We start from the raw sequence: 26,262 nt of genomic DNA, 5'->3' as shown, positions 1-26,262 counted from the left end.
CGGGAGCACGGTCACGGCTATCGGCGGCGTACAGATCGGCATGCGGAACCGCCAATGGGGGCCTGGGATCCGCACAGCTGAACCGGCGCACCGTAGTGACGCCGTTGTTGGACACCGTTCCCGAACACCGGCAGTCGGCTGTCCTGTGCCGCGCTGCCGGTGTTCGGGAACCGATCGGTTCTGGGACAGGGATGGCCGGACGGCGACATGCTGGGCCGGAGTCGGCCTCCGGTGTCCAACAAGGATGTTCAACGTCCAGGAATCTCTATCTCACTGGCTTGGAGAGGGCAGAGCCAGTCCCGCAGGGGCGTTACCCCACACCCCTGTGCCGAAAAGAGGCGGCCTCGCCCACGAGGCGACGGACTGCAGGTCCACGGTGCCGCCGGAGAAGGAAGCCCCGAGGAAGATCACCGTGCTGCCGGAGAAGTCCGCCTGGTCGAAGGACACCCTGCCGCCGGGAAAGGCAGCTCCGCGAAACGACACCGTGCCGCTGGAAAACGCCGACCAGTTGAAGTCCACCCTGGCGCCGGAGAACGTCGCCCCGTCGAAGTCCACCTTGGCGCCCATGAAACCCACGTGGAAGGTGACCGTGCCGCTGGAGAACGTCGCCTGGTCGAAGCCCACCCTGCCGCCAACGAACCTCGATCCGACGAACTCCACCTTGCCGCCGGAGAAGTTCGCCCGGTCGAAGGACAGCCTGCCGCCGGAGGAGTCCGCCTGGTAGAAGGACACGATGCCGTCAGAGAAGTCCGCCCGGTCGAAGGACACCTCACCACCGGTGAAACTCGACTCGTCGAAGAACACGGCGCCGCCGGAGAAGGAAACGCGGCGGAAGAGCACCTTGCCGCCGGAGAACGTCGCCCGGTCGAAGGACACGATGCCGCCCGAGAACGTCGCCCGGCCGAAGGACACCTCACCGCCGGAGAACGCCGCGCCGCTGAAGCTGACCGTGCCGTCGGAGAACTCCGCTCGGTTGAAGCTGATCGTGCCGCCGGAGAACGTCGCACCGGACAGGTCTCCCCCGTCGAACGTGACGGCCGTGAAGTCGAAGTCGAGGCCCTGCCAGGAGTGCGGATGCGCGGGCGGAAGGCTGAGGTGATCTCGGATGAGGCGGATGACGGTGTGCCGGACTTCGCGTTCGCCCTCCTTGTACTCGGGGGAACCCGGGTTGGTTTGGTATGGCATGCGCAGATAAGCGCACAGGACATCGATGCACACCTGGCGCTGTTCTTCCCAGTCGTCCGCGAGCCTGGCGAGAGCGTAGACGCCGGCGAGGCGTACGGCGGCCTTCTCGTGGCCGAGCTGTTCGGCCACTGTGGTGTAGCGGTCGGCGAACTGGTTGGCGTCGGCGCGATGGGCGTCGCTCTCGGCGATGCGTTGCTTGCGGTAGGCGTACACACCGGCCAGCACGGCCCCGGTCAGGGCGAGGATGGCGAGGGTGGTCTTGATGGCGTCCGAGGTGTTGGCGACGAGGCGGTCGACAACGAAACGGTAGATCAGACAGCCCGCGCCGATGGTGCCGAGGACGGCGAGCGGGGCGACAATCCACACCCGCAAGAGGCGCGGGGCATGCCATCCGCCCGACGCCCGGCCCTGGTGATACCACCTCGGTTTGTCTGCCACCCCTTCACCATGTGCGCGCTCCACGTCCGCCTGTCGGCTGAGACGACTGTTCGGCGGCGTACTGGCACTCGTGGGGGCGGCGAGGTGCACCTGCCCGCTCTCGGCCAGGCCGCCGGTCGTCGTCAGCCACGAATGCCTATAGCACGCCGAGCAGTGCGTTGTCCTCCCACTGGTCGACGACCTCGAGGTAGCCGGCGAGGACCTTGGAGTGCGGGGCGGCAGGACCCGGTGTCCTAGGGAGGGTTACAGCGCGCCGATCCGCTCCAGTGCCATCAGACCGCCGGCGCGGTCGAGTTCTAGGCCGCGTCATTCATGGCATGCACCGGTTCGAATCGGTCCTGGGAGAGGTCCTGGGCAGTGATGGTGGCACTGTCCGCGGTAGTGGTCACACGTCGGCCCCTCTCGAAGGGTCTCCCTAGCTGGACAACGGTAGTGGGTTTCGAAAGGTTGCGCCAAACACACGTTCGAGTGAAGGAGCCGCAGGTCCGGGCTACTGCGGCGAGGAGGTCCTGGGCGGCGGTTACGGCAGATGACAGGCGCCGCTCCTCGTGATGAGTTCCCCGGCGTCCGAGCTTTGAGGGGCGCTGACCAGGGATATCTGATGCGCGGTACGGCGTGGCTTACCGGCAATCAGGCACGGAGGCAGACCCGCACCGCGCGACACGCATCGGGATATGAAAGGCGTTCAAACCCCAGATCTAGTGGTTGGATTGCCTCAGCCGCCTAGGAGTTGTGGTCCCCGGTCCTTCAAGGTCGGGCCCACGCCGTATGCTTGTGGCTGCCTCTCCACCGATACCTCTACAGCTTCACCCAGTTCCGGGTGAAGGCCCTGGACTTCAGGGTCAACCCCAGGTATCGAGCGGGAGGCAACATGACAGAGCGCGGTGTTGAGCGAGAAAGCCATGAGCGGCGCCTGACCATAGGTCAGGCGGTGGCCGATTGGCTTCTGGTGATCGCGGCGATCGTCAATTGGGTGGTGGAGAATGTCCTGCTCTAGCGGGACGTGGCTGCGCTCCCGGCGTTTACGGTTGGTGCTCATGACTGAGCCCGGCCGAGAGATGGACGGCCGGGCTCGATAGTCAAACCACCTCGCGAAAGACCCGCGCCGGTAGCCGCCGGTTCGGGTCTTTCGTGGTTCTGCGAACCTCTCGTCGGGGGCCCGCCGTGTCAACTGTAGACACGTACCCCCACCTTAACGCACTGGCTAGTGCGCTGACTGCCGGGCGTACGGGTGGCGTCGTCGTCGTCGAGCATCTCCTACAGCACGCCGATCAGGGCGTTCTCCTCCCAACGGTCGTCATCCTCGCGGTACCCGCGCATGACCGGACTGCCCTTGGCCCATCCGCCCTGCTTCTCGGCCTGGCGGTCGTCGTGACCGGCCCGTTGGGACTCGGTGACCAGTCCACGGCGCGGGGAGTGCCCGGTCGGCCGGATGTCCAGACCCGCCTTCTCCCCGATGCGGGTCAGCACGTCGCCCACGGATTCGGGCTCCAGCCCGTCCTCCATGACGGTCTTCCAGCGGGAGTGCAGCTGGCGAAACGCGAATCCGTCCGGGGCGCTGTCGAGTCCGGCCTCCTGCTTCCAGCGGCGCCAGGCCCTCACCGGACAGAGCGACGGGCGCGAGCCGAACGGCACGGCGACCACCCTGGGCATCACCTTCGACACCCGGACGTCGACGAGCAGGCCCCGGCCTTCAGCTTGTTTTTTATCCTCTGGCGTCGAACAGTGCGTCGCACAGGTTCACTCACCTGGGAATTCGCCGGACAGGCGGACGGCCCCCGCATGAGCATGCGTTCCGTCACAGAACCGCACTCATACGAAGGCCGCAGGGTGAGTCTGCTGCAGCACGATGCCCGGCACGAGGCATTCGACTTCACGTCCCACTTTCGGGAGGACTTCTACGGATGCCTGACCCGGCGCGGTGACACCTTGTTCGAAGTCACGGACGCGATGCTCTGCGAGAACGGGCCGGTGACCTCGCCGGTCGATCTGACGCTGCTGGCTGAACACCGGCGTGGGCACGGCGCGTTGTACGACGCGCTCAACCAGGGCCGCGTCGACGCGGACGGGCTGCGGAAGGCACTGGCCGTGCTGCCGCAGCCCAAGGCCGCCGACGGGCGCCTGGTCCTGGCGGTCGATGTCTCGCCGTGGCTGCGTCCGGACGCGCCGACCAGCCCGGACCGTCTGTTCTGCCACGTCTACGGACGCTCGGGACGCTCCAGTGACCAGTTCATTCCCGGCTGGCCCTACTCGTTCGTCGCCGCGCTGGAGACGGGCCGCACCTCGTGGTGCCAGCTGCTGGACGCGGTCCGCCTCGGCCCCGACGATGATGTCGCCGAGGTCACCGCCCGGCAGGTCCGCCGCGTCGTGAACGACTTGATCGGCCGGGGCCAGTGGGAGGACGGCGACCCGGACATCCTGGTCGTCTTCGACGCCGGCTACGACGCCCCGCGCATGGCCTACCGCCTCGACGGCCTGCCCGTCGAGGTGCTGGGACGGATGCGTGCGGACCGTGTCATGCGACGGCCGACACCCTCGCTCAAGGAGTACTCCCTGTCCTATCCCCAGGGCGGGCGACCGCCGAGGCACGGCAAGGAGTTCCGCTTCGCCAGGCCCGATACCTGGGGCGAGCCCGACGCGGAAACGGTGCAGGTCACCGACCGCTACGGCACCGCCCAGGCCATGGCCTGGGACCGCATCCACCCCAGGCTCACCACCCGCAGCGCGTGGATCGACCACGACGGCGAACTCCCCATCATCGAGGGCACCCTCATCCGCCTCCAGGTGGACCATCTGCCCGGCGGAGGTGACCCACTACCCGTCTGGCTGTGGTCCTCCAAGACCGGCATGACCAGCGAGGACGTCGACCTGCGATGGCAAGCGTTCTTGCGACGCTTCGATCTTGAACATACTTTCCGTTTCGTAAAGCAGACGCTCGGCTGGACCCGTCCCAGGCTCCGTACTCCCGAGGCCGCGGACCGGTGGACGTGGCTCGTGATCGCGGCACATACCCAGCTCCGGCTCACCCGCGAGGCCGCAGCCGATCTCCGCCGCCCCTGGGAGAAGCGGGCCGAGCCCGCCCGGCTCACCCCGGCCCGCGTCCGCCGGGGGTTCAGGAACCTCCGCCCTCACCTGCATAGTCCGGCCCGTGCACCCAAACCCTCAACTCCCGGCCCAGGACGCCCACTTGGCTCGAAGAACCGGCGACCCGCCACCCGTTACGACGTGGGCAAATCGACCAGGCGCCCTGAAAGCATCGCTGAACGTAATCAACTCAAAGCTCACAAACCATAAAAAACAAGCTCAGGGTCCTCCTCGATGTGCCGGGTCCGCATCCACGCCAGCTCGTGCTCGCGGCCGGCCCCAAGGTTGGTCGATCTCGGCGATCGCACGTCATTTGGGCCGGGACCGTAAAACGATCCGTGCCTATCTGAACGGTGAGCAGGTTCCTGGGCAAAGGCGTCAGAGTCCGGATGCATTCGCGCCTTTCCTGGACTAAGGGCTTGCAGGGAAGCAACACCTTGATTCCCTGCAAGCCCTTAGTACGCTGCTGATCAGAAACGCTGGTGCTCAGCTGCTGCCGCCCTTGCGATGCGATGTACGTGGCCCACCGGACAAGTCGGTGGGCCACGTACGCACAATCGAGGCTAGTTATTGTTAATGGGCGTTACTTGATCGCAATACCTGGTGATGGTCTGCCCGAATTCGTTCGTCTTCTGCAGGCAGACCGTCAGGAAGACCGAATATCCCTCAGTGAGGTTGTACCTTCCACCATCCGAGGCGCTGTGCGACGTACAATTACCATTGCCCCCAGCGCGCATGGAGTACCTAAAGTCTCCCGCGTGCTCCACCTTGGCATAGGCGGCCCAGCCATCCGCCTCCTGGTCGCAGACTTTGACTACGTCGCCGTCGGCCGTCCAGTAGAGTTTCCCCCCAGGGGCACCGTCATCGGTCTGAACGGAAAGATCGTACGCGTAGGCCGAAGTGGCAGTCCCAAAGACCAGAAGTCCAGCTCCGGCGACAACGCCGACGCGGGCCGCAACCTTACTCTTCCGCAGCATCAATACCCCCGCTTTCCTCTTTCGCAGAATTCTTTCACCACAACGTAGTAACAAGGCCACTAACCCGTCAACGGCGTTTGTCGGCCATTGACATTCGAGCCGCAACCTCACATTTGGGCAATCTGGCGGAAATGCTTCCTAAGAAGTCATCTCATTTGGTGAGTCTGCGGTAGCAGACGAGGGTGCAGGCGATGCTGGTGAAGGCGAGGAAGTGGTCGGCCTTGCGCTCTGTAGCGTCGGTGGAGGCAGCGGCAGCCAGCGAGCCAGGCCATGGTGCGTTCAGTGGGCGGCCCAGCCGCTGCGAGGTCTCAACCCCCGTGCGGGCGATGCGGTGCTTGATGCCACGCCCGCGTAACCATCGCCTCAGGTGAGAACAGTCGTAACCCATATCTGCGTGGAGCTTGCCCGGCCTGCGTCGCCGACGCCCGCGGCGGGAGCGGATCGGTGATATGCCCTTCACCAGGGGTATCAGGGCCTGGCTGTCGTGCACGTTCGCCCCTGAGATTCCGACGGACAGGGGCAGACCGGTCCGCTCGGCGATCGAATGGATCTTCGAGCCGCACTCGCCCCCGTCGACAGGATTCGGGCCTGTCAGGTCCCCCTTTTCAAGGCCCGCATGTTCACCGAGTCGATCGCGCACCGGGACCAGTCCAACTCGCCGCGGGAGCCGAGTTCGTCGAGGACCAGGCGGATGATCCCGACGCCATCGCGTGCCAGTGCGTCATACGCGGTCCGGCCGCTCAGGTCGCCATCCGTCAGACACCGTTCCATAGCTGGCTCACAGGTTCCTCGTACAGAGTGGTCGTATGCGAGGAAAGACACGCCGACCCTGGTCGCTCCGCGCCCGCCTGGTAGTTGCGGTAGTTGCGCTAACTGTGGCGCTGGCAACACTGCTGAGCACCGTTACGGCGGTCGCGCTCAACGACTACCTCATGGGCAAACTCGACGATCAGTTGCACGAGGCGGCCAATCGGGCCGCCAGACCTCTCCCTCCGCCGGGTGGCCCACGTGCTGTCGCCACTGGTGCAGAGGACCCGCTGGGCTTTGTCACCCGAGGCGGGCAGCAGATCGGCACGCTAGGTGCCGTTATCTCTCCCGAGGGCTCCGTGTCAAAAGCAACGATCAGTGAGGAGAATCAAGACGAAGTCGGCCGGTGGAGTATTAACTCGAAGGAACTGTCGGCCAAAGCAATGGCATCACTGGAATCGACGGCGCTGGATGGCAGGCCTCACAGTATGCACATTTCAGAAGTCGGCTCATATCGCGTGCGGTCGGTGCACACCCGTGAGGGCGATTCCATCCTCGTCGGTATCCCGACAAAATCGGTCGACAATGCCTTGCAGCGGCTGATCACTGTCGAGATAGCTCTCACTGTTGCAGGGGTTGCGGCCGCGGCTCTGGCGAGTGCTGGCTTGGTCTCCGGGGCCCTGCGGCCTCTCCGCCGTGTGACCGCAACCGCTGGTCGCGTGTCAGCGCTCCCCTTGGAGCGCGGTGACGTCGAACTTGCGGAACGGGTGCCGGAAGCTGAGGCGGACCCACGCACCGAAGTGGGACAGGTGGGGGCCGCGCTCAATCGGATGCTGGGACATGTCAGTGCGGCTTTGACGGCGCGACAGGAGAGTGAAGTGCGGGCGCGGCAGTTCGTCGCAGACGCCAGCCATGAGTTGCGCACTCCGCTGTCGTCAATTCGGGGCTACGCGGAGATGGCCAGGCGCTTCAGTAGCGAGCAGGAGCAGGAGATGCAGCACGCCCTGAGCCGCATCCAGTCCGAGGGGCACCGTATGAGCAACCTCGTAGATGAGCTGTTGCTGCTAGCTCGCCTGGATACGGGGCGCCCCCTGGAAAATGCGGAGGTCGACCTTTCTCTGATGCTCATCGACGGCGTCAGTGACGCACGTGCGGCCGGCCCTGATCACCGCTGGTGCTTGGAGCTGCCTGACGAACCCGTTGTGCTGCGTGGTGACAGTGCGCGATTGCAGCAGGTGCTGAACAACTTGCTCGCCAACGCCCGCGCGCATACACCGCCCACGACCACTGTGACCACGCGCCTGAAGGCCCAATCCGGTGATGCGGTTCTTGAGGTGCTCGACGACGGGCCCGGTATCCCTGCTGATCTCGTTCCCCGAGTCTTTGAGCGGTTTGTTCGGGGAGATACTTCCCGCTCCCGCACGGCGGGTTCCACGGGCTTGGGCCTGGCCATCGTGCAAGCCGTCGCAGCCGCCCATCATGGCACCGTCAACGTCCGTTCCGAACCGGGACACACCGTCTTCTGTGTACGGCTGCCGCTGCAGCAGCCGATCGCGGTGGAGAAGGCCGATGCCTCGCACTCGTAACGATCTTGTTCTCTATCTTGTCAATCCCCTGGATTCGTAGGTGAAGAGCGCGGCGTGAATGGCCTGGCTGCGCGAAGGAATGTGTCGGCGAGGGCCTCTCGCGAGGCCTGCAAGTTAAGGCCGTCCCGACTGCAGGGAGCCCCCTGGCGCCCCCTGCGCAGCCGTCGGCCCTCCCGTGGGGAGGCCGGGAGGGACGGCGTGGCCCCGCCCAGGTGGCAGCACACGGGCGGGGCCAAGGGTGGTGGGGAGACCTCCGCCGGGGGAGTGGAGGATCACCGCCGTCACAGCATTGCACTGGATTAACCTCCCGTTCCCGTTCGAGATCGACCCGGCCGGAATCGCCTGGCAGTAGCGGCGTGCCGAGGCTCTGCAGGTGCAGACCGGCGGTAACTTCGCCGCCGTCATCGAGGGCCAGGCCGCGCTGCGCCGCGAACTGCGGGACGGCTTCACCAGGGTCAACGCCCACTTCGACAGCTTCTGAGCTTGTTTTTTATGGTTTGTGAGCTTTGAGTTGATTACGTTCAGCGATGCTTTCAGGGCGCCTGGTCGATTTGCCCACGTCGTAACGGGTGGCGGGTCGCCGGTTCTTCGAGCCAAGTGGGCGTCCTGGGCCGGGAGTTGAGGGTTTGGGTGCACGGGCCGGACTATGCAGGTGAGGGCGGAGGTTCCTGAACCCCCGGCGGACGCGGGCCGGGGTGAGCCGGGCGGGCTCGGCCCGCTTCTCCCAGGGGCGGCGGAGATCGGCTGCGGCCTCGCGGGTGAGCCGGAGCTGGGTATGTGCCGCGATCACGAGCCACGTCCACCGGTCCGCGGCCTCGGGAGTACGGAGCCTGGGACGGGTCCAGCCGAGCGTCTGCTTTACGAAACGGAAAGTATGTTCAAGATCGAAGCGTCGCAAGAACGCTTGCCATCGCAGGTCGACGTCCTCGCTGGTCATGCCGGTCTTGGAGGACCACAGCCAGACGGGTAGTGGGTCACCTCCGCCGGGCAGATGGTCCACCTGGAGGCGGATGAGGGTGCCCTCGATGATGGGGAGTTCGCCGTCGTGGTCGATCCACGCGCTGCGGGTGGTGAGCCTGGGGTGGATGCGGTCCCAGGCCATGGCCTGGGCGGTGCCGTAGCGGTCGGTGACCTGCACCGTTTCCGCGTCGGGCTCGCCCCAGGTATCGGGCCTGGCGAAGCGGAACTCCTTGCCGTGCCTCGGCGGTCGCCCGCCCTGGGGATAGGACAGGGAGTACTCCTTGAGCGAGGGTGTCGGCCGTCGCATGACACGGTCCGCACGCATCCGTCCCAGCACCTCGACGGGCAGGCCGTCGAGGCGGTAGGCCATGCGCGGGGCGTCGTAGCCGGCGTCGAAGACGACCAGGATGTCCGGGTCGCCGTCCTCCCACTGGCCCCGGCCGATCAAGTCGTTCACGACGCGGCGGACCTGCCGGGCGGTGACCTCGGCGACATCATCGTCGGGGCCGAGGCGGACCGCGTCCAGCAGCTGGCACCACGAGGTGCGGCCCGTCTCCAGCGCGGCGACGAACGAGTAGGGCCAGCCGGGAATGAACTGGTCACTGGAGCGTCCCGAGCGTCCGTAGACGTGGCAGAACAGACGGTCCGGGCTGGTCGGCGCGTCCGGACGCAGCCACGGCGAGACATCGACCGCCAGGACCAGGCGCCCGTCGGCGGCCTTGGGCTGCGGCAGCACGGCCAGTGCCTTCCGCAGCCCGTCCGCGTCGACGCGGCCCTGGTTGAGCGCGTCGTACAACGCGCCGTGCCCACGCCGGTGTTCAGCCAGCAGCGTCAGATCGACCGGCGAGGTCACCGGCCCGTTCTCGCAGAGCATCGCGTCCGTGACTTCGAACAAGGTGTCACCGCGCCGGGTCAGGCATCCGTAGAAGTCCTCCCGAAAGTGGGACGTGAAGTCGAATGCCTCGTGCCGGGCATCGTGCTGCAGCAGACTCACCCTGCGGCCTTCGTATGAGTGCGGTTCTGTGACGGAACGCATGCTCATGCGGGGGCCGTCCGCCTGTCCGGCGAATTCCCAGGTGAGTGAACCTGTGCGACGCACTGTTCGACGCCAGAGGATAAAAAACAAGCTCAGCCAGGTGGGGGACATCCCCGCGGGTGCGGGGAGCAGTACCAAAGGATCTGCGCGGCGACGTCCTGGCCGGGACCATCCCCGCGGGTGCGGGGAGCAGAGGTGCGGACGTTCGGGCAGTCGAAGGGGCAGGGGACCATCTCCGCGGGTGCGGGGAGCAGCAGGAAGGCGCGGCGGTCCACCGGCTCCTCCTGGGACCATCCCCGCGGGTGCGGGGAGCAGTTCGACTCGCGCACGGTCGAGCCCGGTGGTCTGGGACCATCCCCGCGGGTGCGGGGAGCAGCCGCGGGTGATGCCGGGATAGGTGGCGTACGCGGGACCATCCCCGCGGGGAGCAGGCCAGCGCGCTGGCGACGGCGGACCGGACGACGGGACCATCCCCGCGAGTGCGGGGAGCAGGTCCGGCTTCCTTGCGAAGCCGGGAAAGCGCACACGGAAAGCCGTGATGCCCGCATGGACACATTCGAACGCCTGTGCAATGATCGCCAAGGTTTCAAAAAGTGGCCCTCGTTTCAGGTACGGTCTGTGAAACCAACCCTGGGAGGGATGCCGTGACCGGCACCGAAGCACGCCAGATCGAGGCGAGGCTCAAGCAGCTTGGAGTGGCTAAGGAGTTATTCGAGGAAGCGCTCGACTGGGCTGCGGCTCAGGCCCGGATGTGCACGGCGTTCGACGCGCCCGCGATGGCCGGCATCACGTTCTGGAGCAGGACCAACCGCTACCTGGCGGAGTACCTGACTGATCCCGAGAAGCAGAACCCGGTGTGGAAGTACACCTCCCGCGACAGCATCCTGCGTGTCGTCCACCCTTCGGGGAGCCACGCCATTACAGCTGTCAGTGGATCGGAAGGCGTCGGCGACCTTGACCGCGATGTCCGCTCGAAGAACCCCAAGGGCCGCGTCATGGCCCAGCTGGTGGAGAACAACGTCAAGTACGAGCGCGGCGGTCAGAGTGTCCTCAGCTTCCGCGACGAGGTCGAATTCGGCGGCGAGCTCGACTCGATGCCTCTGTGGTTCCTGCTCTACGAGCGAAACGACGACGGCAACCTCTCAGCAGAACTCTCACTTCCGGTGAAAATGGAAGGGAAGTACGTGAACGAGTGGAGTGAGCGCCTGCCACTCTTCACCCGAAACGACCCAGGCCTAGACATCGCCCTCCTGGACGCGCCCGACGACGGCAACGACCCGGAGTTCGAGGTCAGGCCGAAGAGCAACTAGGTACGACGGGAGCTGGGGAAAGTGTTTACCCCCGAAAGACTGGTACTCGCCCGAAAACGACGGCGCATGACCCTAGCGGCACTGTCCCGCGAATCGGGATTCTCGCCCCAAAGCATCACCGCCTTCGAGAACGCGCGCAAGAACCCGTCCGAGGAGACACTTTCCTCACTCGCCGCAGCCCTGAGCTTCCCCCTTTCGTTCTTCCACGCACCGCCAGCGCCGTACATGGTCCCCGGAGCCGTCAGCTTCCGCGCCCCCTCCAAAATGAGCGCAGCCGAGCGGGACGGCGCCCTCAGTTGCGGCTCCATCGCAGCTACCTTGAACCACTGGTTCGAAGAGCACTTCACGCTTCCCAAGCCAGACGTCCCCTCATACGCCGACCTCACCCCCGAAGCCGCAGCCGACCAAGTGCGCGGCGACTGGGGTCTCGGTGAAGCGCCGGCGCCGAACATGGTCCACCTTCTCGAAGCACACGGCGTGCGTGTCTTCTCCCTCGCTCCGGACTGCCTCGAAGCCGATGCCTTTTCCACCACCCGACACGGCACCCCCTACGTCCTGTTCAACACCCGCAAGACCGGCGAACGCGGACGCTTCGACGCTGCCCATGAACTCGGGCACCTTGTGCTCCACAGCGGCTACCAGTCCCCCCGCGGGCCGAAAGCCGAAGCCGCCGCAGACGCCTTTGCCTCCGCCTTCCTCATGCCGCGGTCCGGCATCCTTGCCCAGCAGGTCAACAACGCCAGCGTCGAACGTATTTTGAGCGCCAAGGGGCGCTGGGGCGTGTCCGCTATGGCCTTTGCCTACCGTCTCCGGACCATGAGACTGCTCTCTGAATGGCGTTTTCAGCAAACCGCGAAACAGCTGGCTCAACTCGGATACCGAAAGGGAGAGCCAGGCTCATCCATGGTCCGAGAGAGTAGCAAACTGATCTCGAAAGTATTCGAAGCCCTACGTGCCGACGGAACGTCCATCAATGAGCTCGCCAAAGCAGTCCACATTTTTCCCGAAGAGCTAAGCCACTACGTATTCGGCCTAGTGCCTATCGGATACAAGGGTGGCGAACAGCGAACAGCGCCTGTCCGACCGTCCCTATCTGTCGTCAAGTAGCTACACCTCCGGGCGCACGGCCCCACGGCCGTGGTGACGGGACGGTCGCACGAACGCAGTCCGTACCGTTCGGGTCCTGGCCGCTGGTGGGCGCGCGGCTTCGGGCGCGGCCACCAGCGGCTGCGCCGCGATGACGGAGCCCGCCCCGGCGACTGCGGCCGTGGCCGAGGCACCGGTGAAGACCCTCTCGATGGCCTCACCCGGCTTCCACCATGCGCTCGCGGCGCACCAGGCCGTCACCGGGTACCCGGGCATCGCGGAAGCAGTCGAGCGGGAGACCGCGCGATGCGGGCCGCACGGTCACCTTCGTTTGGAAATCGGATCAGCCGCAGTCGTTGCGGTTGATTTTCAAAGACCGGGTCTGGTCGTTGAGGTTGTAGGAGCGCAGGTCGTGGATGGAGCCGCCGCTGCGGGTCACGCATACCCAGCGTCCCGAGTAGTTCCGCTTCTCGTAAACCCGTGCGGTGCGATCGGAGTTGTTGCGGATCGAGCTGCCGCGGTCACGGATCGCGGCGGGCAGGTCCTTCACGCCGCCGTCGACCGCGCGGCGCACCCAGGGCTGGCCCCCGAAGTTGACCTCCGGGTAGATGCACACATAGCCACCAGGGCACTCGATAGCGGCCTGCGCGGCACGGGCCTTTGCGGGAGCCGACGTGGGCACGGTCAGAGGCAGGGCCGCCAGAGCGGCGACCACAGCGGCACGCATCACGTTTCTGATCATGTCGACAGACATAGCCCGAACCACCGCCCGCGGGGGCGCGATCACGCTCCGGTTCACCCCGTCGGCGCAGCAACACCGGCTGGTTCCCGGCCCATTTCACGGGGGGTGCGGTGACGAAGGGAGGGGTGCCCGGCGGGTCTGTCGCTGGCGCAGCTGCCCCGGGGATCACGCCTGCGGTCGTCTTCGGGTGGCGTGGCTGGGGCGCGCGTGTTCACGCGGGCCGGCTTCCCCCGATGAGCCGTGGCCCGGCTGGTCGACCAGCCGGGCGGCTCAGGCCGCGTACGGAAAGCACCTGGTCCGCATCGGCCAACTCGTCCCGGCCCTGCTGTACGCGCAGGTCATGGACCGTCAGCACCTGGCGGCCGCGCACACCGCCCGCCGCCAGGACCTCATCGACTCTCAGGTGAACAGTCTCGCGCTGGAGTGCCGGGACGATCTGCTGGAGACCGCGGCTGTCCTGGACGTGCTCGCCCTGTGTCACGGGCGCGGCAGCTACCTGCCGCGCCCCTACCAAGAGGACTCCAGCCACCCGGTGCCGAAAGATGTGGAGCTGCGCACTGACGCCTCCGACGTCGCCGAGCAGCTCGTTCGCCACGACCAGCAGCACGGGACCAGCACCACCGGCGACGTTCCGTCGGCTCTGGAGAACGGCTGCACGGACGCCGAGCGGGACGCGGTCCGCGCCTACGCCCGCCGGGAGTGGATCGCCTCCCAGGAGCGATGGCCCGGCATCTGACGCATGCCCAGGAGCGCCGTGAGCCTTCAGGCGAGCACCGGGCGCTTCCCGGCCAGGCCGTGCCGTCCCTGGCCGGGGATCAGGACATCCTGTGACGGGTGGTTGTTTCCGGCGTAGCGCGACAGGAACACAATCATCAGGCACCGGGCGCCCGCCCGGGTGGGCGATGCGGGGGAGCCGTGCAGGCAGAGACCGCGCTGGACGGGCGCTACCGGCTCATCGAGCCGATCGGGGCTGGCGGGTTCGGCCAGGTCTGACCAGACACACGACCCGAAGGTCGACCGTCTGGTCGCGGTCAACGTCCTCACCAGCGACGGCAGCACGGACGCTTCGTGGCGCCGATGGCGCCGGTGAGCAGGGACAGCGCGCCGACGAAGACGGCGGGCGGAAACCGGCATGGATTGTCGAGGCCGAGACGTAGCGTGACGCCCATGAACTTCACCTACCTACCGCCCGTCCCGGCCGAGCAGATACGGCAGTTGCCCACCCGGGACGTCGCCCTCCTCCTCGCTCAGCACCTCGCGAGCAGCAGCACTCCGCTTCTGCAGTTCGACGGGCTGATTGGGTCGGCACGCCAGGCATTCCAGAACGAGCCGGACGCCCACGCGCTGTTGCACGGTCTGGCCGACGCCTGGGCGTGGCTTGAGTCGCGCGCGCTGCTGTCCCGTGTCCCTTCTCAGTCTGAAGCGTTCCGCCGGCTGTCGCGGGAGGGCATGGAGCTGGCCAAGGACCCGGAGGGCATCACGCGGTTCCAGGCCCACGAACGGCTCTCCGGTCCTCTCCACCCGGCTCTCGAAGGAACGGTGCGGACCAACTTCAGCCTTGGCGACTACGAGACGGCCTGCTTCGCCGCGATGAAGGCGGTCGAGGTCGCCGTCCGGGACGCCTCCGGCCTGAACTCCTTGGTCGGTGTGCACCTGATGCGCGCCGCGTTCCAGCCGCACCAGAACGGCAAGGTCGGTGGCGCGCTCGCCGATGCGGGGGCCGAGGGCGGTGAGCAGGAGGCAGCCTCCGCGCTGTTCGCCGGCGCCATGGGCGCCTACAAGAACCCCGCCAGCCACCGCACGGTCGACTTCGACGACCCGATCGAGGCTGCCGAGATCATCCAGTTCGCGGACCTGCTGCTGCGCCAGGTCGAGCGGACCAAGCGTCGCCAGGTCGAGGCGAGCGCGTAGAAGGGTCCGTAATTGCACAGCCGACGGCCCTCCCCTGGGGAGGGCCGGGAGGGACGGCGCGGCTCCGCCGAGGTAGCAGCACACGGGCGGGGCCAGGAGGGACTGGAAATAGATTGCGCGTGACGGGTACGGGTACGTACCCGTACCCTGGCGGGATGGGAAGGAGCACGACGATGTCCGATGCCAACGTCCGTATCCCCGAGGAAGCCAAAGACCGGCTCGCCGCTATCGCGGCCGCTGAGGGTCTGTCGCTGCGCGCGTATCTCGCCCGTCTCGCTGAGACGCTGCTGACTCCGGCCGAGCGTGCCGAGCGGGCGGAGAAGGCCCTGGCCGCGTTGAAGGAATGGAACGGCTACGCACCGACCGCTGCCGAGGAACGGGACCTGGACAGCGAGCTGGACCGGCGCCTGGCCCAGGTGGCCGGCCGGTGAGCGACGCCATGCACATCGTTCTGGACGACACCGCGATGGCTGCGGCCGGCCAGGGCAACGTCCTCGCCTCCCGCCTGATCCACCGCGCCCACGCCGAAGCGGACTGGTTCCTGTACGCCCCGGCGTGCGCGCTGGTCGAAGCCGACCGGGCCCGGCCCGGCACGGCCGAGCATCTGGCCTCCCTCCCCGGCATCACCGTCCTCGATCTGGACCTGGCTGCCGCCCTGGCCGTCGCGCGGCAGGAGACCTGGGCCGCGGCGCACAGCCAGTACGCGGCGCAGCCCACCCCGGACCGTCCCGACGGAGCGATCATCGCCACCACCGCCCCGCACCGGTGGGCGGGGGAGCCGGTCCGCGTACTGGACCTCACCCCCTGATCACAGCAGCAGACGACTGCGCCCCGCCGGATCCGGCGGGGCGCAGTGCGTCACGGCGCGGTGCGCAGGTGATCGCGCCGGGCGGTGACCAGGGTGCGCCACCGCTCGCGGGTGGGCTGTTCTCCATCGAGCCACTGGGCCGGTGAGGGCGCATCGAGGGGAAGACCGGCCATGAAGTGGGCGATGTCGACGTAGTACGCGTAGTCGCCGCTGCGGGTGAGGTCGTTCAGGCGGGTGATCGAGGCGGACACTGCATGCTCGGCGCCCAGGACGGCGTGGTGGAAGCACAGGGCGAGTTCGAGAATCGGCTCAGCGATGGTGACACCGGCGAGACCGATCTCGGTGCGCAGCAGCTCGGCGCGGTCTTCGATGTCCTGGGTGGTGCCGGCGTCGCGGATGAGCGCGGCGATGCGGACGGTCGCGCTGGTCACGCGCAGGACGAGTCCGGCTAGGAGTTGTTCGGCGAGCTCGATTTCGTCGGCGGCTTGGTCGGGGCTCATGAAGGCGAGGGTGAAGGCGCGTTGGGCCTGGCTGGTGGCGCGTTCGCCGGCGATGCCGTGTTCCTCGGCTTCGGTGCGAGCGGTTTCGTAGGCGGCGGCTGCTTGGTGCATGTCGCCGTGGGGCCACCAGATGTCTCCGCGTACGCGATGGTGGCGGCCGTCCCAGCCGAGGGTGTCGGCGGTGGCGAGGGCGGTGGGGAAGTCGCCGGTGATGCGGGCCAGGTGGGCCAGGCCGCGGCGGGCGCGAGGTGCGAGGCGGCCACCACGGTCAGCGACGTACTGCATTCCGTGCCGCGAGTCTTCGGAGCGGCCAAGATCACGGTGGGCTTTGGCCCGGTAGTAGACGGCCATCGCATGCAGCTCGTCCGGCAACTGGCCGGTGTCGATGACGGAACTGAGCCGTTGCACGGTGCGGCTGCGGTGCTCGTGCTGTCGGCGGGCGAGGGTGTTGAGCAGCTCAGTCAGAGCGTCAGCAGCCGTGTGGGCTCCGGCCGCCGGGCCGGTGTGTGTGGGCTGGGCGAGGGGTTCCCAGATTGAGTCGCTGACGTAGGCGAAGGCGGCGTCGGTGAGCCAGCCGAGGTCGAGGCGGAAGTCGCGTGCGAGGGGCAGACCTTGGCGCAGGCAGCCGACCAGCAGCGGCCGACCGCTGCCTGCAGCCCACTGGCGGCCGAGGGCGGTGAAGGCGCGTTCGGCGGCCGCGGCCCAGTCGTCCGGTGACCAGCGGTCGTCCGTGGGGTCTTGGACGGTGCGGATGGTGGAGCGGATCAGGGCGTGGAGATGGTAGCGCCACAGGCCGAAGGGGTTCTCCAGGACGAAGGGCCGCTGCACGAGACGGAGTGCGGGCGCCTGGCGGGCAAAGCCCGCGGCCCGGGTCGCCAGGTCCAGGTCGAAGGCGTCGAACAGCGCGACGGCGCGCAGGACGTGCCGCTCTTCAGGAGTGAGGTCGGACAGGGTGCGGGCGATCAGCTCGGGAAAGTCGCCTACGAAATCCGAGAACTCCGGTGTGCGGCCGGTTCGTCGGATCTCCAGGAACCGCATCACCGCCAGATCGAGGTAGAGGGGCAGGCCGTAGGAGCTGGCGGCGATGCGCCTACGCAGGTCATCGCTGATGAGAGGCTGTCCGTCGTCCCGCGTGAGGCGGCGGGCGAGGTAGTCCTCGCAGTCCTCACGGCTGAAGTTGCCGATCAGGATCTGCCGGCCGAGCGCCGCACCGGATGTGGCGGGACTGGGCACCGAAATGCCGTGGTCGGCCAGGCCGGGCCAAGCCGCCGGTCCCGTCCAGTCGAGCTGGCCGTGGAGATCGGCCCATTGAAGCCGGTTGCGGCCGGTGACAACGAAGAACGCGTTCGGCATGAGCCAGACCACGCGCTGAAGGAGACGCTCGAAGTCGCGGTGCGTGCGGTCGCCGGTGTCCTCGAAGGTGTCCAGCAGGATCACCGGAACGACGCGCTTGTCGGCGGGGAGGTGGGCGAGCTCCCAGGCCAGCAGGTGCGGGTAGTACGAGAGGGCGTCCAGATCAGGTTCGGTCTCCAGCAAGTCGGCCAAACGCGTGCAGCCGGCGAGGGCGCGTACCGTCTGGCGGCGCTCGCGCAGGGCACGCACCAGCGAGCCGGTCACCTGGCCGACGACAGAGCCGACGGTGCCGGGCAGCAGCAGCGCCTGGGCGACGTCGGACAGCGCGGACTGCATCTGCTGCGGCAGCGCCTTGCCGAACCGGGCCGTGAGGCCGCCGCGGCGCAGGTACTCCTCCAGTGGTTCGCCCGGGTGCTGGAGCTCCCAGTAGCGACGTAGAGCGAGGTCGAAGGCGGGCAGCGGGCGCCCCAGTTCGGCGAGGGCGAGCCGGATGGTGAGGATGACGCGTTCGAAGTCGGTGCCGACAGAGCGGGAGAGGTCGATCCGTACCGGCAGGATCGACGGGCCGTCGGGCCAGGTCGGCTCGCCCCACTGAGCGGGACGCTGCTCGGCGCCGGCGAGAGCGGCCTCCAGCTTGCGCGACAAGGTTGATTTCCCGATGCCGCCCACTCCATGGAAGACGAGAACGTTACGCCTGGGCTCTTCGACGTCTTCGACGTTGAAGCCGGGGGCGGCGATGTGCCGCAGGTGCTCGGTGAGCGCGGCCGCGACCGTCTGCCACTGACCCTGCCGGTTAGTGAATGCCTCGTCCGGCATTTGCGGGTCGTTCGAGCCGAACAACACGCGAAGATCCCGACCAGCCACAGCGCCCCCTGATGATCACCTGGCTTCAACCTACGCCCGGGCAGGGTTCGTTGGGGAGGCGTCCCCGGATGCCGCGGCGTGTGCCGGAGCGCATCCGCTGGTCGCTGGTGTGCCGTAGCGCTGGCTCGCGGGAATCGGCCAAGGAGACAATGGCCGTTTCCAACCAAGATCAACAACAAGGTGGTAGTGCCGTGTCCGACACGCCAACCCCCGACTTCTCCCGCCTGGACGACGGGGAGGAGCAGCAGGCGATGGACATCGTCCGGGACGTGGTGACCTGGTACAACACCCAGCTCGCCGCCGAGCGCAGGGCCCCCGTGCCTGACGAGGAGCGGATCGAGGAGCTCCAAGCCGCCCGGCAGACCGCGCTGGAGGACCAGCAGCGGCTGGGGACCGCCGACACGGAGGAGACGGCCCGGATCGCGGCGCTCTACGCCGCCCGGCTCAAGGAACTCAACGAGTCGTAGCCCCGGGCCTTCCTCGGCACGGGGAGCGGCCAGAGAGGCGGCCGCCTCCTTGCCGACCCGCACGCGGACGGCCGGGTCGGCAGGTTCCGGCTCGCTGTTCGGTGAAGTGTGATCGCTTATGGATAGATCACCCGGTCTACCGCCTCACCGGAACCGTACGCAGGGAGGTAGCACATGCCAGTCGGTGAACATGCCGGAAAGCCGTATGCGGGAGAACCGCACATACGGTGAAGCGGCGGGGACTGGAAACGGAGCGTCGGCCGCCGCGCCAGTCCCCGAGACCACTAACGCACTGTCCAAAGATGTGCGGACCAGCTCAAGACTTCTCGCGCTACCCGGGTAGCCTATGTGTCAAAACGTCTGGATCTCCCCAATTTACGTAAAGCTCCCCTCGCGCTGAATTGTTGCTGACGCTTAGCAACTCGGTTTTTCCGAGGCAGGCGCGCTGGAATCCCTTATTGAGGTTGGTCGACGCACACGCTACCGACCCTCCCCAGCTTTGCAGCGCCCTTCCATCCATCGCGATCATATCGTTCGAATTGTTTACCACTACTAACATGGCCTGGGCTTCATTGCGGCTATTGGCGATGACGCATATGCGGAATCGCACGCCGCGCTTTTTCGAATGTTCCCTTACGGTGCTGCAGGTTCGTGGCGCATCTGGCACCTCTCGCCAATTCGCCTCTGGCAGGGGTACCGGATCGGCGACAGCTGGGGTGGTGTTTGCAAGGATGCCTCCCGCGACGCTTGCCATTGCCGGTCCTGAGCTCAGCAGGACAGAACCGGTGGCAACGCTGACTGCGGCCAGCGTCTTCGTGAGGTAGTTCATGGTTTTCCTTTCGACTGGTTGGGCCTATGTGCTCCGTGGTTGGCGTGGCGTCCATGCGATCTCGTGCTCAGGCTGGCGGGTAGACGAGGGTGATTTCGCTGTGGAGGCCGGTTTCGTCGGCGTCGGGGTACAGGGACACTTCGCCGTCGGTCCAGCGGACGATGAAGTCGTCCGGGTAGTCGTTGGCGGTGTAGTCGCCGCCGGCGATGACGGTGGCTTTGGTCCACAGATCGTTCTTCTTCTTGATCTGGACTTCGCCGTGGAGGCCGGTCTGGTCGATGTCCTTGTAGATGGTGAGTTCGCCGTCCTTCCAGCGGACCATCAGGTCCCACTGGTCGTTGCCGGTGAAGTCACCCGCGGCGATGCTGCTGGCGTATTTCCAGACGCTGTCGCCTGCGGCGAGTTTCTTCTCGCCGTGGAATCCGTCGCGGTTCACGTCGGTGTAAAGGGAGACTTCGCCGTCGGACCAGCGCACCAGCAGGTCGTCGGTCCACTTGCTGCCGGTGGTGTAGCGGCCTGCGGTGATGGACACCGCGTGCTTCCACAGCGCGTTGGGCTTCTGGAGCTGGACTTCGCCGTGGAAGCCTTGCTCGTCCACGTCCGGATAGAGCGTCAGTTCCCCGTCGACCCAGCGGACGATGATGTCGTCCGTGTCAGCGCCGGTGAAGTCCCCTGCCGCGATGGTCTCGGCGTGCTTCCAGGTGCTGTCCTTGGGCGCGAGTCTGATTTCCTTGTCGAAGTTGTCCTCGTCCTCCCCGGCGCCGCGGTAGAGGGTGAGCTCGCCGTCGGACCAGCGAACGACCAGGTCGGAGTAGTCGTCATCGCCGGGGTTGCCGTCGGTGAAGTAGCCGCCCGCCAGCACCTCGGCGTGCTTCCAGGTCTCTGCCTGTCCGAGGACTCCGCGGCCGGCCGGCTGCCTGTTGTTGACCGCGTCGTCGTACAGCTTCTTGGCGTCGCCGTCGAGGTAGGAGCTGTAGGAGATGTCGTCGACGTCACCGCCGGTGTGCCAGCCGCCGATCACGCCGACGATTCCGTACCCCGACCCCCTTTTTGACGAGGAACGGGCCGCCGGAGGCGCCCCCCGAGTAAGCCTTGCACTCGATGCGCAGGAAGCTTCCCGGGATTTTCGGGTCGGTGCTGTTGTAGCGCACAGTCTTGTCCGTGCAGTCCAGCGGCCGCTTCGAGGCGTTGGGATAGCCGATGAGGCGGACGGGATTGTGCTCGTAGCCTGCGTTGATGAGGAGTTCGGCGCCGCCGACGACGTCCTGTACGTTCTTGCCGCCACGGGGCTCGAGCTGCAGGAAGTTGAAGTCCAGGTCGGCTGCGGCATCGGTCCCCTTGGAGAGGTACCGCTTGTCGACGTAGATCCGGCCGGGCTTGACGGTGAAGCTGCCGAAGGGCTTTTTGCCGTCGTCGTACTGTGGAACGAAGGTGAGGTTCTTCCGCGCGTCCTGGTCGTCAAAGCAGTGACCGGCGCTCATGACAAGGTTCTTGCCGGGGCTGTTGACGACAGTCCCGCCGCAGAACCGGCCTGTATTGGTACCGTCGCTGAAGAAGAACGTACCGACGATCGGTATGCCTTCAAATGGCTTGCTGGGCGAGGCGACCAGACTGCGGGGGACGGGGCCATCCGCGGACTTGCCACCCTTTACCGGTTGCGCGGCACGCATTCGCTCGGGTGTCCAATAGGCGTCCGCGTCGGCAGGTGTAAAGCCGCGTGCGTCATTGTCTCCGGCCGCTGGCACTGGGGTTGGCGGCGGTGTAGATTCCGCTTGCGCTGGCGCCAGCGGCATCACCGTGAGCGCCAGTCCCCCCACGAGAACGGCGAGCTTTCTTCGTATCTTCAAGTTGCTTCTCCATGGTCAAAGGAGAGGCAGACCACTCCGTGTAGCGTGATCCCCCCGGATAGGCCATGATCCTAGGGCGACCTGCAACAGGGGGAGAGATTAATGACCAAGTGTCGGAGTGTCAGCCAATGTGTGGTTGCAACTGGCTTGATTGCTCTGTTTGTCGGCGGGCAAGGCGTGGCGCACGCGGAGAAAGTACCGCTGCCGAACAAGGGATACGCCTCGATCACCGGCCCGGCGGGTCCGGGTCAGAATGTCGGGGTTACCGTCAAAGAGGAACCAGGAAATCCGCATCCGACAGGCGTGGAAATGTCCAGTACAGCCCTGGACAAAGGAAACGCCCTGGGGGACACCGACGCTGCATGGGTCGGTTCGGGACGTATTCTCCCGAATGCCAAACCAGGCACGTACAAAGTGAAGTTCACCCTCACCTACGAGGGTGCCCGGTGCATGAACGAGGCAGACCGGGACAGCGTCTGCGACTACGACCCCACCGTTCTCTGGAGCGAGGTCAAGGTAGAGGCCACTGGTGAACGGCAGGCCGACGGCTGGGGATTGTGGCAAGGAGCCGCACTTGGCGCCGCGGCCGCCACACTGGCTGCCGTGGGTGTCATCAGTGTCCGCCGACGGGCCGCACGGTCTTCCCGTCCATCCTGACCCGACAACGAGAAGCGGACGCCTGTGATCACACTCGTGCGCCTGGACCTGGCTGGAGCCGCGCGCTGCTTTCCCGGGACTGGTTCCAGTCCGACGTATTCCGCCGGGTGTCGCGCGAGGGCGTGGAACTGGCGAAGGCGCCAGAGACGTGGCCGTGGCGGGTGGCGGCGACCATGTTCAGGCACGGAGCCGGTCCGACGACGGGCAGGTTGCAGGCGGTGGCGACGTCGTGGGTCTCCCTGGCGAGCACGACCTCGTCCGCGCCCGCCGCCGCCGCGGCGATGTTCGCCAGGGGCTGTCCTGGCTCCGGCCCGGCTGGTGCGGGCGCGCCTGGACCGTTCGGCTGAGGACGTCGGCGACGCGGGAGGACGTTGCCACCCAGGCGGAGGCGGTGCGGTCGATGAAGCCGCCGCGCTGGCCCTGTTCCCCCCCTGGGCGCGCGGGACGAGGGCGCCGGCCGTGGCCCCGCCGGCCCCCGTACGGTCCGAGCACAGAGGGGGTCGTCGGCAGCCGCGGCGCTGAGTCGTGGTCAGGGCGCCGGCGGCTGGCCGGTGGGGGCGGCCTGATCGGAGGGCTGGTCCAGTTGCTGCTGGCGGCGGCGCTGTTCGTTGCGGTGGTCTTCGACGCGCTGGGTGAACAACTTCAGCGCCTCGACTTCCCCCACGTCTCCGAACTCGCTGTAGGGGCCGATGCCGAGGGTGACGGCGTTGGCCTCTTGCTCGATGGCGTCGGCGGTCTGCTGGAGGAAGTAGCTGCGCTCGCGGAACTTGTAGTAGCCGGTGAACATCGCCGCCACGGTGATAGCGAAGCTGATGACGGTCAGGGTGACGCTCTGCCAGGTCAGCTCCTTGCCGGTGTCCAGGGCCGCGATCGTGGTCGTGGAGGCGGAACCGATCATGATGAGGGACTGCAGGCTGTTGTGGATCCGCCGGTACTTGCGGCTGTCGACCTGGTACTGCTCGATCGCAGTGGCGACTTCCTCACGGTAGAGGCTGCGCCGGTCAGGCAGGTCAGGGCGCCGTTCGACCTTCTGCTGCCACAGCGACTCCTGCGCGGAGGCGAGCTGCGCCTCGGCACGCTGGAGGGTGGGCAGGTCCCGCCCGGCGAAGTGCACCCCGACCAGCGCCAGCAGTGACAGCAGGAGCAGGCTGCCGCAGATCAGGTCGCCCAGGACGAACCGCGCCGGGTCGCCCACGGTGAGCGCGGTGATACCCGTGCCGATGACGGCGGTGAGTAAGGACAGCCAGCTGACCGCCCATCCGGCGCGCCAGATACGGTCCAGCCGCCGGCGCCGGGCGAGCTTCTCCTGTGCGTCGATGACGAGGTTGGTGGTCACCACGTAGATCCGTTCGTCGGCGTCCCGCTTCCGGCGGGCCGCGTCGTCGTCAAGGCTCCGTGCCATGGCGGGGTCAGCGGGCGAACGCTTGGGTCAGGCGCACGCGGTAGCCGTCCTCTTCCATCAGGACGACGGTGACGCCGAACGGGTCGGGATGGTTCAGCTCGATGGGGGTGAAGGCGAAGTTGACCGCGGCCTGGATGGGCGGCACCAGTTCGCCGCCGGGCTGTGGCGCGGGGGCCGGCCGCCAGTCGGGGGCGACCGACGCCCAGCCCTCGGGGCTGCGGGCCAGGAGCTGCTCGGTGTAGGGGAACTGGTGCAGCACGTGGCCGTCCCGGGTGGCGGTCACCATGTTCAGGCACGGGGCCGGACCGACGACGGGCAGGTTGCAGGCGGTGGCGACGTCGTGGGTCTCCCAGGCGAGCACGACCTCGTCCGCGCCCGCCGCCGCCGCGGCGATGTTCGCCAGCTCCGCAATACCGGTGAGGGCGTCCTCGTCGGCCTTGAGCGGGCGGACCCAGATCAGGCCGACCAGCTCGCCGTGCACCAGCGGCATGATGACCGGCCGGGGAACGGTCCCCTCGCCCAGTCCTGCGGTGTACGCGCTCTTCACCACGTCGACCAGCGCGTCCCACATCCGTGCTTCCACGAACTCCCCCTCGCCATCAGGCTGTTCACGATCATCGACGACACTGCCACGCGGGTCGTCGATGTGTCAGCGAGATGATCAGCCAGCCGCGGAGCAGGGCTGGCTGGTGGGTGCTCGCGGTGCGGGGGCCTGGGCGGCGGAGTGTTTCCATGAGCGCAGGAGGTACCGGATTTTGCTGAGTTCGTGCCCGGTGGTGGCGGCGATCTCCTCAAGTTCGCAGCCGACGATGTGGTGCAGGACGATCGCGTGGTACTGCTCGGGGGTTTCCACGGGGATGGGCAACGGCGGGGTGCGGGCGTGCACGCTGTCGACGAGCTGGCGCCATCCGTACGCGGCGGGGCTGCGCCGGCTGACGGCGTGCGGCCAGTGTGTGGCCAGGATGCCGAAGGTTTCGCGGACGGCTATTTCGGCGGTGCGGCGGTCCAGGTGAGCGAGGGCGTAGGCAAGGTAGTGGTGGTGGTGGAGGGTGTAGAAGCCTTCGAAGGCTGGGGGCAGTGCCACGTCCAGGTCCGTCCCCGCGGATCCGCGGGGGGCGGATCTGCTGGGGGGATGCCGTCTGGGGCTGTGGCCGGGCGAGTCGGTTTTCCGCACGTGGCAGCTCCCTGTCGGGAGGGTGAGCAGCGTGGTTATGGCGGGGGCGGTCATCCGAACGCGCCCGCCGGCAGGGTGGATGCGAAGGCTGGTGGGCCCGGTTGTGCGGTGTTTGGGCCGGTGGTGGTGCGGGCTGCGTCCCACAGGGGCCGGATGGTGTCGGCCTGGCCGTGCAGGGCGTCCACGAGGTGGTCGACCTGGTCCCAGTCCGGGACGCGGGTGCCGTTGAGCATGCCGGTGATGTCCTCCACGGACACTGTGTCGTGGGTGCGTTGGCGTATGAGGGTGGCGTCGGGGCAGGCCGCTGAGAGATGCAGACCGCGCAGCGCGGCGTGGAGGCTGGCGGGCTGGACGACGCGGTAGCCGCGTGCGGCGTCCCATAGTGGGCGCAGTTCTTCCGGGTCTCCTCCGCAGGCGGAGGCGAGCTTCCGGGTCACTTTCCATGAGGGCAGGCGTTCGCCGCTGAGGACGCGTGAGACGTATGACGGGTCGACCCGGGCTTCCTGGCCGAGCGTGCGCAGGGTTTTGTCGCTGGTGCGCTGGAGGTGGGACAGGGCCCGGGCGAAGGTGGCGGCCGGTCCGTCGGCGGGGGGGCCGTTGTCGGTGTCCGGGAAGCCGCCGGCCGGGCGTGGTGGCGAGGTGGGGGCGGGGTGGGGATAGCGCTGGTGCGGTCCACTGGTGCCCGCGGCCGGTCCTGACTGGGGCGGTGGGGCTGGTGCGGGTGGGCAAGTGGCGGGTGGGGTGCGGTGTTCGCGGCGGCTGGAGATGTGTTCGGCCGTCATCTGTCGGCTGAGTGTGTCCGGGCTGATGTGGAGTGCGGTGGCGATGTCGGCTGACTTGATCTTCCGGTCGCGGGCCTGCTGCACTACGGCGGCGCGCAGATCCTTCCAGTCCTGTTCGCACGTGACGAGTAACTGGAGGGCGGCCACTGGCTGGCCGTCACGGATCATCTGAGTCAGCTGCCCGGCGTGCTGTGCGTACTGTTCGGCGACGGCGATCGCGTAGGCGTCGTTGTCGATGGCTTCCGGGTGGGCGCTGCGGAACTTGCGGTACCGCACTCCGCACGCGTCGGAGCAGTACTTGCGCCGTCGGCCGGACCGGGTCTGCTCGATGACGTTGCGGCAGCCGGGGGCTAGGCACTCAAGCCTGTCATGGCCCTTCGGGGTCATGCGATCTGGTCCCTTTCGGGGATTGCTATTGGGAATTTGACGCGGAAAACGGCAAGTTTCCGGTCCGAGGGCCGTGTGTGCAGGCCCTCAGTGCCGCGATCTTGTGCGCGCGGTGTCACAGCGAGAGCCG

General features: G+C 67.2%; 24 protein-coding genes and 2 pseudogenes. 11 read left to right on the top strand and 15 right to left on the bottom strand.

From position 1 onward, the window contains the following. Nucleotides 1-270 precede the first annotated feature (270 nt). Together OG735_RS41210 and OG735_RS41205 are read right to left on the bottom strand one after the other, a co-directional pair. Nucleotides 271-1,551 carry a pentapeptide repeat-containing protein gene (locus OG735_RS41210; protein WP_327328694.1) on the bottom strand — a complete coding sequence of 427 codons (1,281 nt, stop codon included), beginning with the start codon at nucleotides 1,549-1,551 and terminating at the stop codon, nucleotides 271-273. 374 nt (nucleotides 1,552-1,925) lie between these two features. After that, a pseudogene (locus OG735_RS41205) lies at nucleotides 1,926-2,012 on the bottom strand (transcriptional repressor LexA); the annotation flags it as partial. A gap of 482 nt (nucleotides 2,013-2,494) precedes the next feature. Here OG735_RS41205 and OG735_RS41200 point away from each other — a divergent pair. Further along, nucleotides 2,495-2,620 (top strand): hypothetical protein, encoded by a 126-nt coding sequence (locus tag OG735_RS41200; RefSeq protein WP_327328693.1) that lies wholly within the window; start codon nucleotides 2,495-2,497, stop codon nucleotides 2,618-2,620. Nucleotides 2,621-2,880: 260 nt separating this feature from the next. Here OG735_RS41200 and OG735_RS41195 read toward each other — a convergent pair whose 3' ends face one another. After that, entirely contained in the window at nucleotides 2,881-3,276 is a 396-nt protein-coding gene (locus OG735_RS41195) for a hypothetical protein (protein ID WP_327328692.1), read from the bottom strand. Between the two features lie 135 nt (nucleotides 3,277-3,411). Here OG735_RS41195 and OG735_RS41190 point away from each other — a divergent pair, with 135 nt between their 5' ends. Then, on the top strand, nucleotides 3,412-4,917 hold the full coding sequence (locus tag OG735_RS41190; protein ID WP_442812654.1) for an NF041680 family putative transposase: 1,506 nt from the start codon (nucleotides 3,412-3,414) through the stop codon (nucleotides 4,915-4,917). Nucleotides 4,918-5,270: 353 nt separating this feature from the next. Here the strand turns inward: OG735_RS41190 and OG735_RS41180 are convergent, their stop codons facing one another. Continuing rightward, nucleotides 5,271-5,684, bottom strand: coding sequence for a hypothetical protein (locus OG735_RS41180; RefSeq protein WP_327328691.1), 414 nt, complete (start codon nucleotides 5,682-5,684; stop codon nucleotides 5,271-5,273). Between the two features lie 151 nt (nucleotides 5,685-5,835). Beyond that, nucleotides 5,836-6,377, bottom strand: a pseudogene (locus OG735_RS41175) (transposase); the annotation flags it as partial. A 182-nt stretch (nucleotides 6,378-6,559) separates the two neighbouring features. Between OG735_RS41175 and OG735_RS41170 the strand changes: the two are divergent. Beyond that, nucleotides 6,560-8,017: a sensor histidine kinase gene (locus OG735_RS41170; RefSeq protein WP_327328690.1), complete on the top strand. Its 1,458-nt coding sequence runs from the start codon at nucleotides 6,560-6,562 to the stop codon at nucleotides 8,015-8,017. Between the two features lie 490 nt (nucleotides 8,018-8,507). Here the strand turns inward: OG735_RS41170 and OG735_RS41165 are convergent, their stop codons facing one another. After that, complete coding sequence (locus tag OG735_RS41165) at nucleotides 8,508-10,013, bottom strand: NF041680 family putative transposase (protein ID WP_442812654.1); 1,506 nt, start codon at nucleotides 10,011-10,013, stop codon at nucleotides 8,508-8,510. A 644-nt stretch (nucleotides 10,014-10,657) separates the two neighbouring features. Between OG735_RS41165 and OG735_RS41160 the strand changes: the two genes are divergently transcribed. Then, nucleotides 10,658-11,323, top strand: coding sequence for a hypothetical protein (locus tag OG735_RS41160; protein WP_327328689.1), 666 nt, complete (start codon nucleotides 10,658-10,660; stop codon nucleotides 11,321-11,323). A gap of 21 nt (nucleotides 11,324-11,344) precedes the next feature. Beyond that, entirely contained in the window at nucleotides 11,345-12,430 is a 1,086-nt protein-coding gene (locus tag OG735_RS41155; protein ID WP_327328688.1) for a helix-turn-helix domain-containing protein, read from the top strand. A 322-nt stretch (nucleotides 12,431-12,752) separates the two neighbouring features. On the opposite strand, the gene OG735_RS41150 is transcribed toward OG735_RS41155, so the two are convergent. Then, entirely contained in the window at nucleotides 12,753-13,151 is a 399-nt protein-coding gene (locus tag OG735_RS41150; RefSeq protein WP_327328687.1) for a peptidase inhibitor family I36 protein, read from the bottom strand. 187 nt (nucleotides 13,152-13,338) lie between these two features. On the opposite strand from OG735_RS41150, the gene OG735_RS41145 reads away from it, so the two are divergent. Further along, nucleotides 13,339-13,887, top strand: coding sequence for a hypothetical protein (locus OG735_RS41145; protein WP_327328686.1), 549 nt, complete (start codon nucleotides 13,339-13,341; stop codon nucleotides 13,885-13,887). A 304-nt stretch (nucleotides 13,888-14,191) separates the two neighbouring features. Here the strand turns inward: OG735_RS41145 and OG735_RS41140 are convergent, their stop codons facing one another. Then, on the bottom strand, nucleotides 14,192-14,320 hold the full coding sequence (locus tag OG735_RS41140; RefSeq protein ID WP_327328685.1) for a hypothetical protein: 129 nt from the start codon (nucleotides 14,318-14,320) through the stop codon (nucleotides 14,192-14,194). Between OG735_RS41140 and OG735_RS41135 the strand changes: the two genes are divergently transcribed. The 3 genes from OG735_RS41135 to OG735_RS41125 all read left to right on the top strand — a co-directional run bounded on the left by OG735_RS41135 (nucleotide 14,319) and on the right by OG735_RS41125 (nucleotide 15,870). After that, on the top strand, nucleotides 14,319-15,062 hold the full coding sequence (locus OG735_RS41135) for a TIGR02391 family protein (RefSeq protein ID WP_327328684.1): 744 nt from the start codon (nucleotides 14,319-14,321) through the stop codon (nucleotides 15,060-15,062). The genes OG735_RS41140 and OG735_RS41135 overlap by 2 nt on opposite strands. Nucleotides 15,063-15,235: 173 nt before the next feature. Next, complete coding sequence (locus OG735_RS41130) at nucleotides 15,236-15,493, top strand: hypothetical protein (RefSeq protein ID WP_327328683.1); 258 nt, start codon at nucleotides 15,236-15,238, stop codon at nucleotides 15,491-15,493. Nucleotides 15,494-15,501: 8 nt separating this feature from the next. After that, nucleotides 15,502-15,870, top strand: a complete 369-nt coding sequence (locus tag OG735_RS41125; protein WP_142218045.1) for a hypothetical protein — start codon at nucleotides 15,502-15,504, stop codon at nucleotides 15,868-15,870. Nucleotides 15,871-15,920: 50 nt separating this feature from the next. Here the strand turns inward: OG735_RS41125 and OG735_RS41120 are convergent, their stop codons facing one another. Next, complete coding sequence (locus tag OG735_RS41120) at nucleotides 15,921-18,539, bottom strand: ATP/GTP-binding protein (RefSeq protein WP_327328681.1); 2,619 nt, start codon at nucleotides 18,537-18,539, stop codon at nucleotides 15,921-15,923. A 239-nt stretch (nucleotides 18,540-18,778) separates the two neighbouring features. Between OG735_RS41120 and OG735_RS41115 the strand changes: the two genes are divergently transcribed. Further along, nucleotides 18,779-19,054, top strand: a complete 276-nt coding sequence (locus OG735_RS41115; RefSeq protein WP_327328680.1) for a hypothetical protein — start codon at nucleotides 18,779-18,781, stop codon at nucleotides 19,052-19,054. Nucleotides 19,055-19,950: 896 nt separating this feature from the next. Here OG735_RS41115 and OG735_RS41110 read toward each other — a convergent pair. Then, a complete protein-coding gene (locus tag OG735_RS41110) occupies nucleotides 19,951-20,904 on the bottom strand; it encodes a hypothetical protein (RefSeq protein WP_327328679.1) in 954 nt (317 codons plus the stop codon). Continuing rightward, nucleotides 20,876-21,730 (bottom strand): trypsin-like serine protease, encoded by an 855-nt coding sequence (locus tag OG735_RS41105; protein WP_327328677.1) that lies wholly within the window; start codon nucleotides 21,728-21,730, stop codon nucleotides 20,876-20,878. The genes OG735_RS41110 and OG735_RS41105 overlap by 29 nt, the downstream gene beginning before the upstream one ends. A 102-nt stretch (nucleotides 21,731-21,832) precedes the next feature. Here OG735_RS41105 and OG735_RS41100 point away from each other — a divergent pair, with 102 nt between their 5' ends. Further along, nucleotides 21,833-22,387, top strand: coding sequence for a hypothetical protein (locus OG735_RS41100; RefSeq protein WP_327328676.1), 555 nt, complete (start codon nucleotides 21,833-21,835; stop codon nucleotides 22,385-22,387). 529 nt (nucleotides 22,388-22,916) lie between these two features. Here the strand turns inward: OG735_RS41100 and OG735_RS41095 are convergent. The 4 genes from OG735_RS41095 to OG735_RS41080 all read right to left on the bottom strand — a co-directional run bounded on the left by OG735_RS41095 (nucleotide 22,917) and on the right by OG735_RS41080 (nucleotide 26,132). Then, nucleotides 22,917-23,789: a DUF4231 domain-containing protein gene (locus OG735_RS41095; RefSeq protein WP_327328675.1), complete on the bottom strand. Its 873-nt coding sequence runs from the start codon at nucleotides 23,787-23,789 to the stop codon at nucleotides 22,917-22,919. A 7-nt stretch (nucleotides 23,790-23,796) separates the two neighbouring features. Further along, nucleotides 23,797-24,360: a hypothetical protein gene (locus OG735_RS41090; RefSeq protein WP_327328780.1), complete on the bottom strand. Its 564-nt coding sequence runs from the start codon at nucleotides 24,358-24,360 to the stop codon at nucleotides 23,797-23,799. A gap of 90 nt (nucleotides 24,361-24,450) precedes the next feature. After that, nucleotides 24,451-24,873, bottom strand: a complete 423-nt coding sequence (locus OG735_RS41085; protein WP_327328674.1) for a hypothetical protein — start codon at nucleotides 24,871-24,873, stop codon at nucleotides 24,451-24,453. 140 nt (nucleotides 24,874-25,013) lie between these two features. Next, nucleotides 25,014-26,132, bottom strand: a complete 1,119-nt coding sequence (locus tag OG735_RS41080; RefSeq protein ID WP_327328673.1) for a helix-turn-helix domain-containing protein — start codon at nucleotides 26,130-26,132, stop codon at nucleotides 25,014-25,016. Between the last annotated feature and the right edge of the window lie 130 nt (nucleotides 26,133-26,262).

The sequence above is a fragment of the Streptomyces sp. NBC_01210 genome (genome assembly GCF_036010325.1).
Lineage (GTDB): Bacteria > Actinomycetota > Actinomycetes > Streptomycetales > Streptomycetaceae > Streptomyces.
Note: the sequence above shows the minus strand (reverse complement) of the source record. Positions and strands in the feature narration are given on the sequence as shown.

Excerpts from the sequence above, each read along its gene's own strand:
- OG735_RS41100 (WP_327328676.1), top strand. The coding sequence starts at position 21,833 with ATGACCAAGTGTCGGAGTGTCAGCCAATGTGTGGTTGCAACTGGCTTG.
- OG735_RS41095 (WP_327328675.1), bottom strand. The coding sequence starts at position 23,789 with ATGGCACGGAGCCTTGACGACGACGCGGCCCGCCGGAAGCGGGACGCC.
- OG735_RS41125 (WP_142218045.1), top strand. The coding sequence starts at position 15,502 with ATGCACATCGTTCTGGACGACACCGCGATGGCTGCGGCCGGCCAGGGC.
- OG735_RS41135 (WP_327328684.1), top strand. The coding sequence starts at position 14,319 with ATGAACTTCACCTACCTACCGCCCGTCCCGGCCGAGCAGATACGGCAG.
- OG735_RS41150 (WP_327328687.1), bottom strand. The coding sequence starts at position 13,151 with ATGATCAGAAACGTGATGCGTGCCGCTGTGGTCGCCGCTCTGGCGGCC.
- OG735_RS41200 (WP_327328693.1), top strand. The coding sequence starts at position 2,495 with ATGACAGAGCGCGGTGTTGAGCGAGAAAGCCATGAGCGGCGCCTGACC.
- OG735_RS41195 (WP_327328692.1), bottom strand. The coding sequence starts at position 3,276 with ATGCCCAGGGTGGTCGCCGTGCCGTTCGGCTCGCGCCCGTCGCTCTGT.
- OG735_RS41090 (WP_327328780.1), bottom strand. The coding sequence starts at position 24,360 with ATGTGGGACGCGCTGGTCGACGTGGTGAAGAGCGCGTACACCGCAGGA.
- OG735_RS41165 (WP_442812654.1), bottom strand. The coding sequence starts at position 10,013 with ATGCGTTCCGTCACAGAACCGCACTCATACGAAGGCCGCAGGGTGAGT.
- OG735_RS41130 (WP_327328683.1), top strand. The coding sequence starts at position 15,236 with ATGTCCGATGCCAACGTCCGTATCCCCGAGGAAGCCAAAGACCGGCTC.
- OG735_RS41190 (WP_442812654.1), top strand. The coding sequence starts at position 3,412 with ATGCGTTCCGTCACAGAACCGCACTCATACGAAGGCCGCAGGGTGAGT.
- OG735_RS41080 (WP_327328673.1), bottom strand. The coding sequence starts at position 26,132 with ATGACCCCGAAGGGCCATGACAGGCTTGAGTGCCTAGCCCCCGGCTGC.
- OG735_RS41120 (WP_327328681.1), bottom strand. The coding sequence starts at position 18,539 with ATGCCGGACGAGGCATTCACTAACCGGCAGGGTCAGTGGCAGACGGTC.
- OG735_RS41140 (WP_327328685.1), bottom strand. The coding sequence starts at position 14,320 with ATGGGCGTCACGCTACGTCTCGGCCTCGACAATCCATGCCGGTTTCCG.
- OG735_RS41180 (WP_327328691.1), bottom strand. The coding sequence starts at position 5,684 with ATGCTGCGGAAGAGTAAGGTTGCGGCCCGCGTCGGCGTTGTCGCCGGA.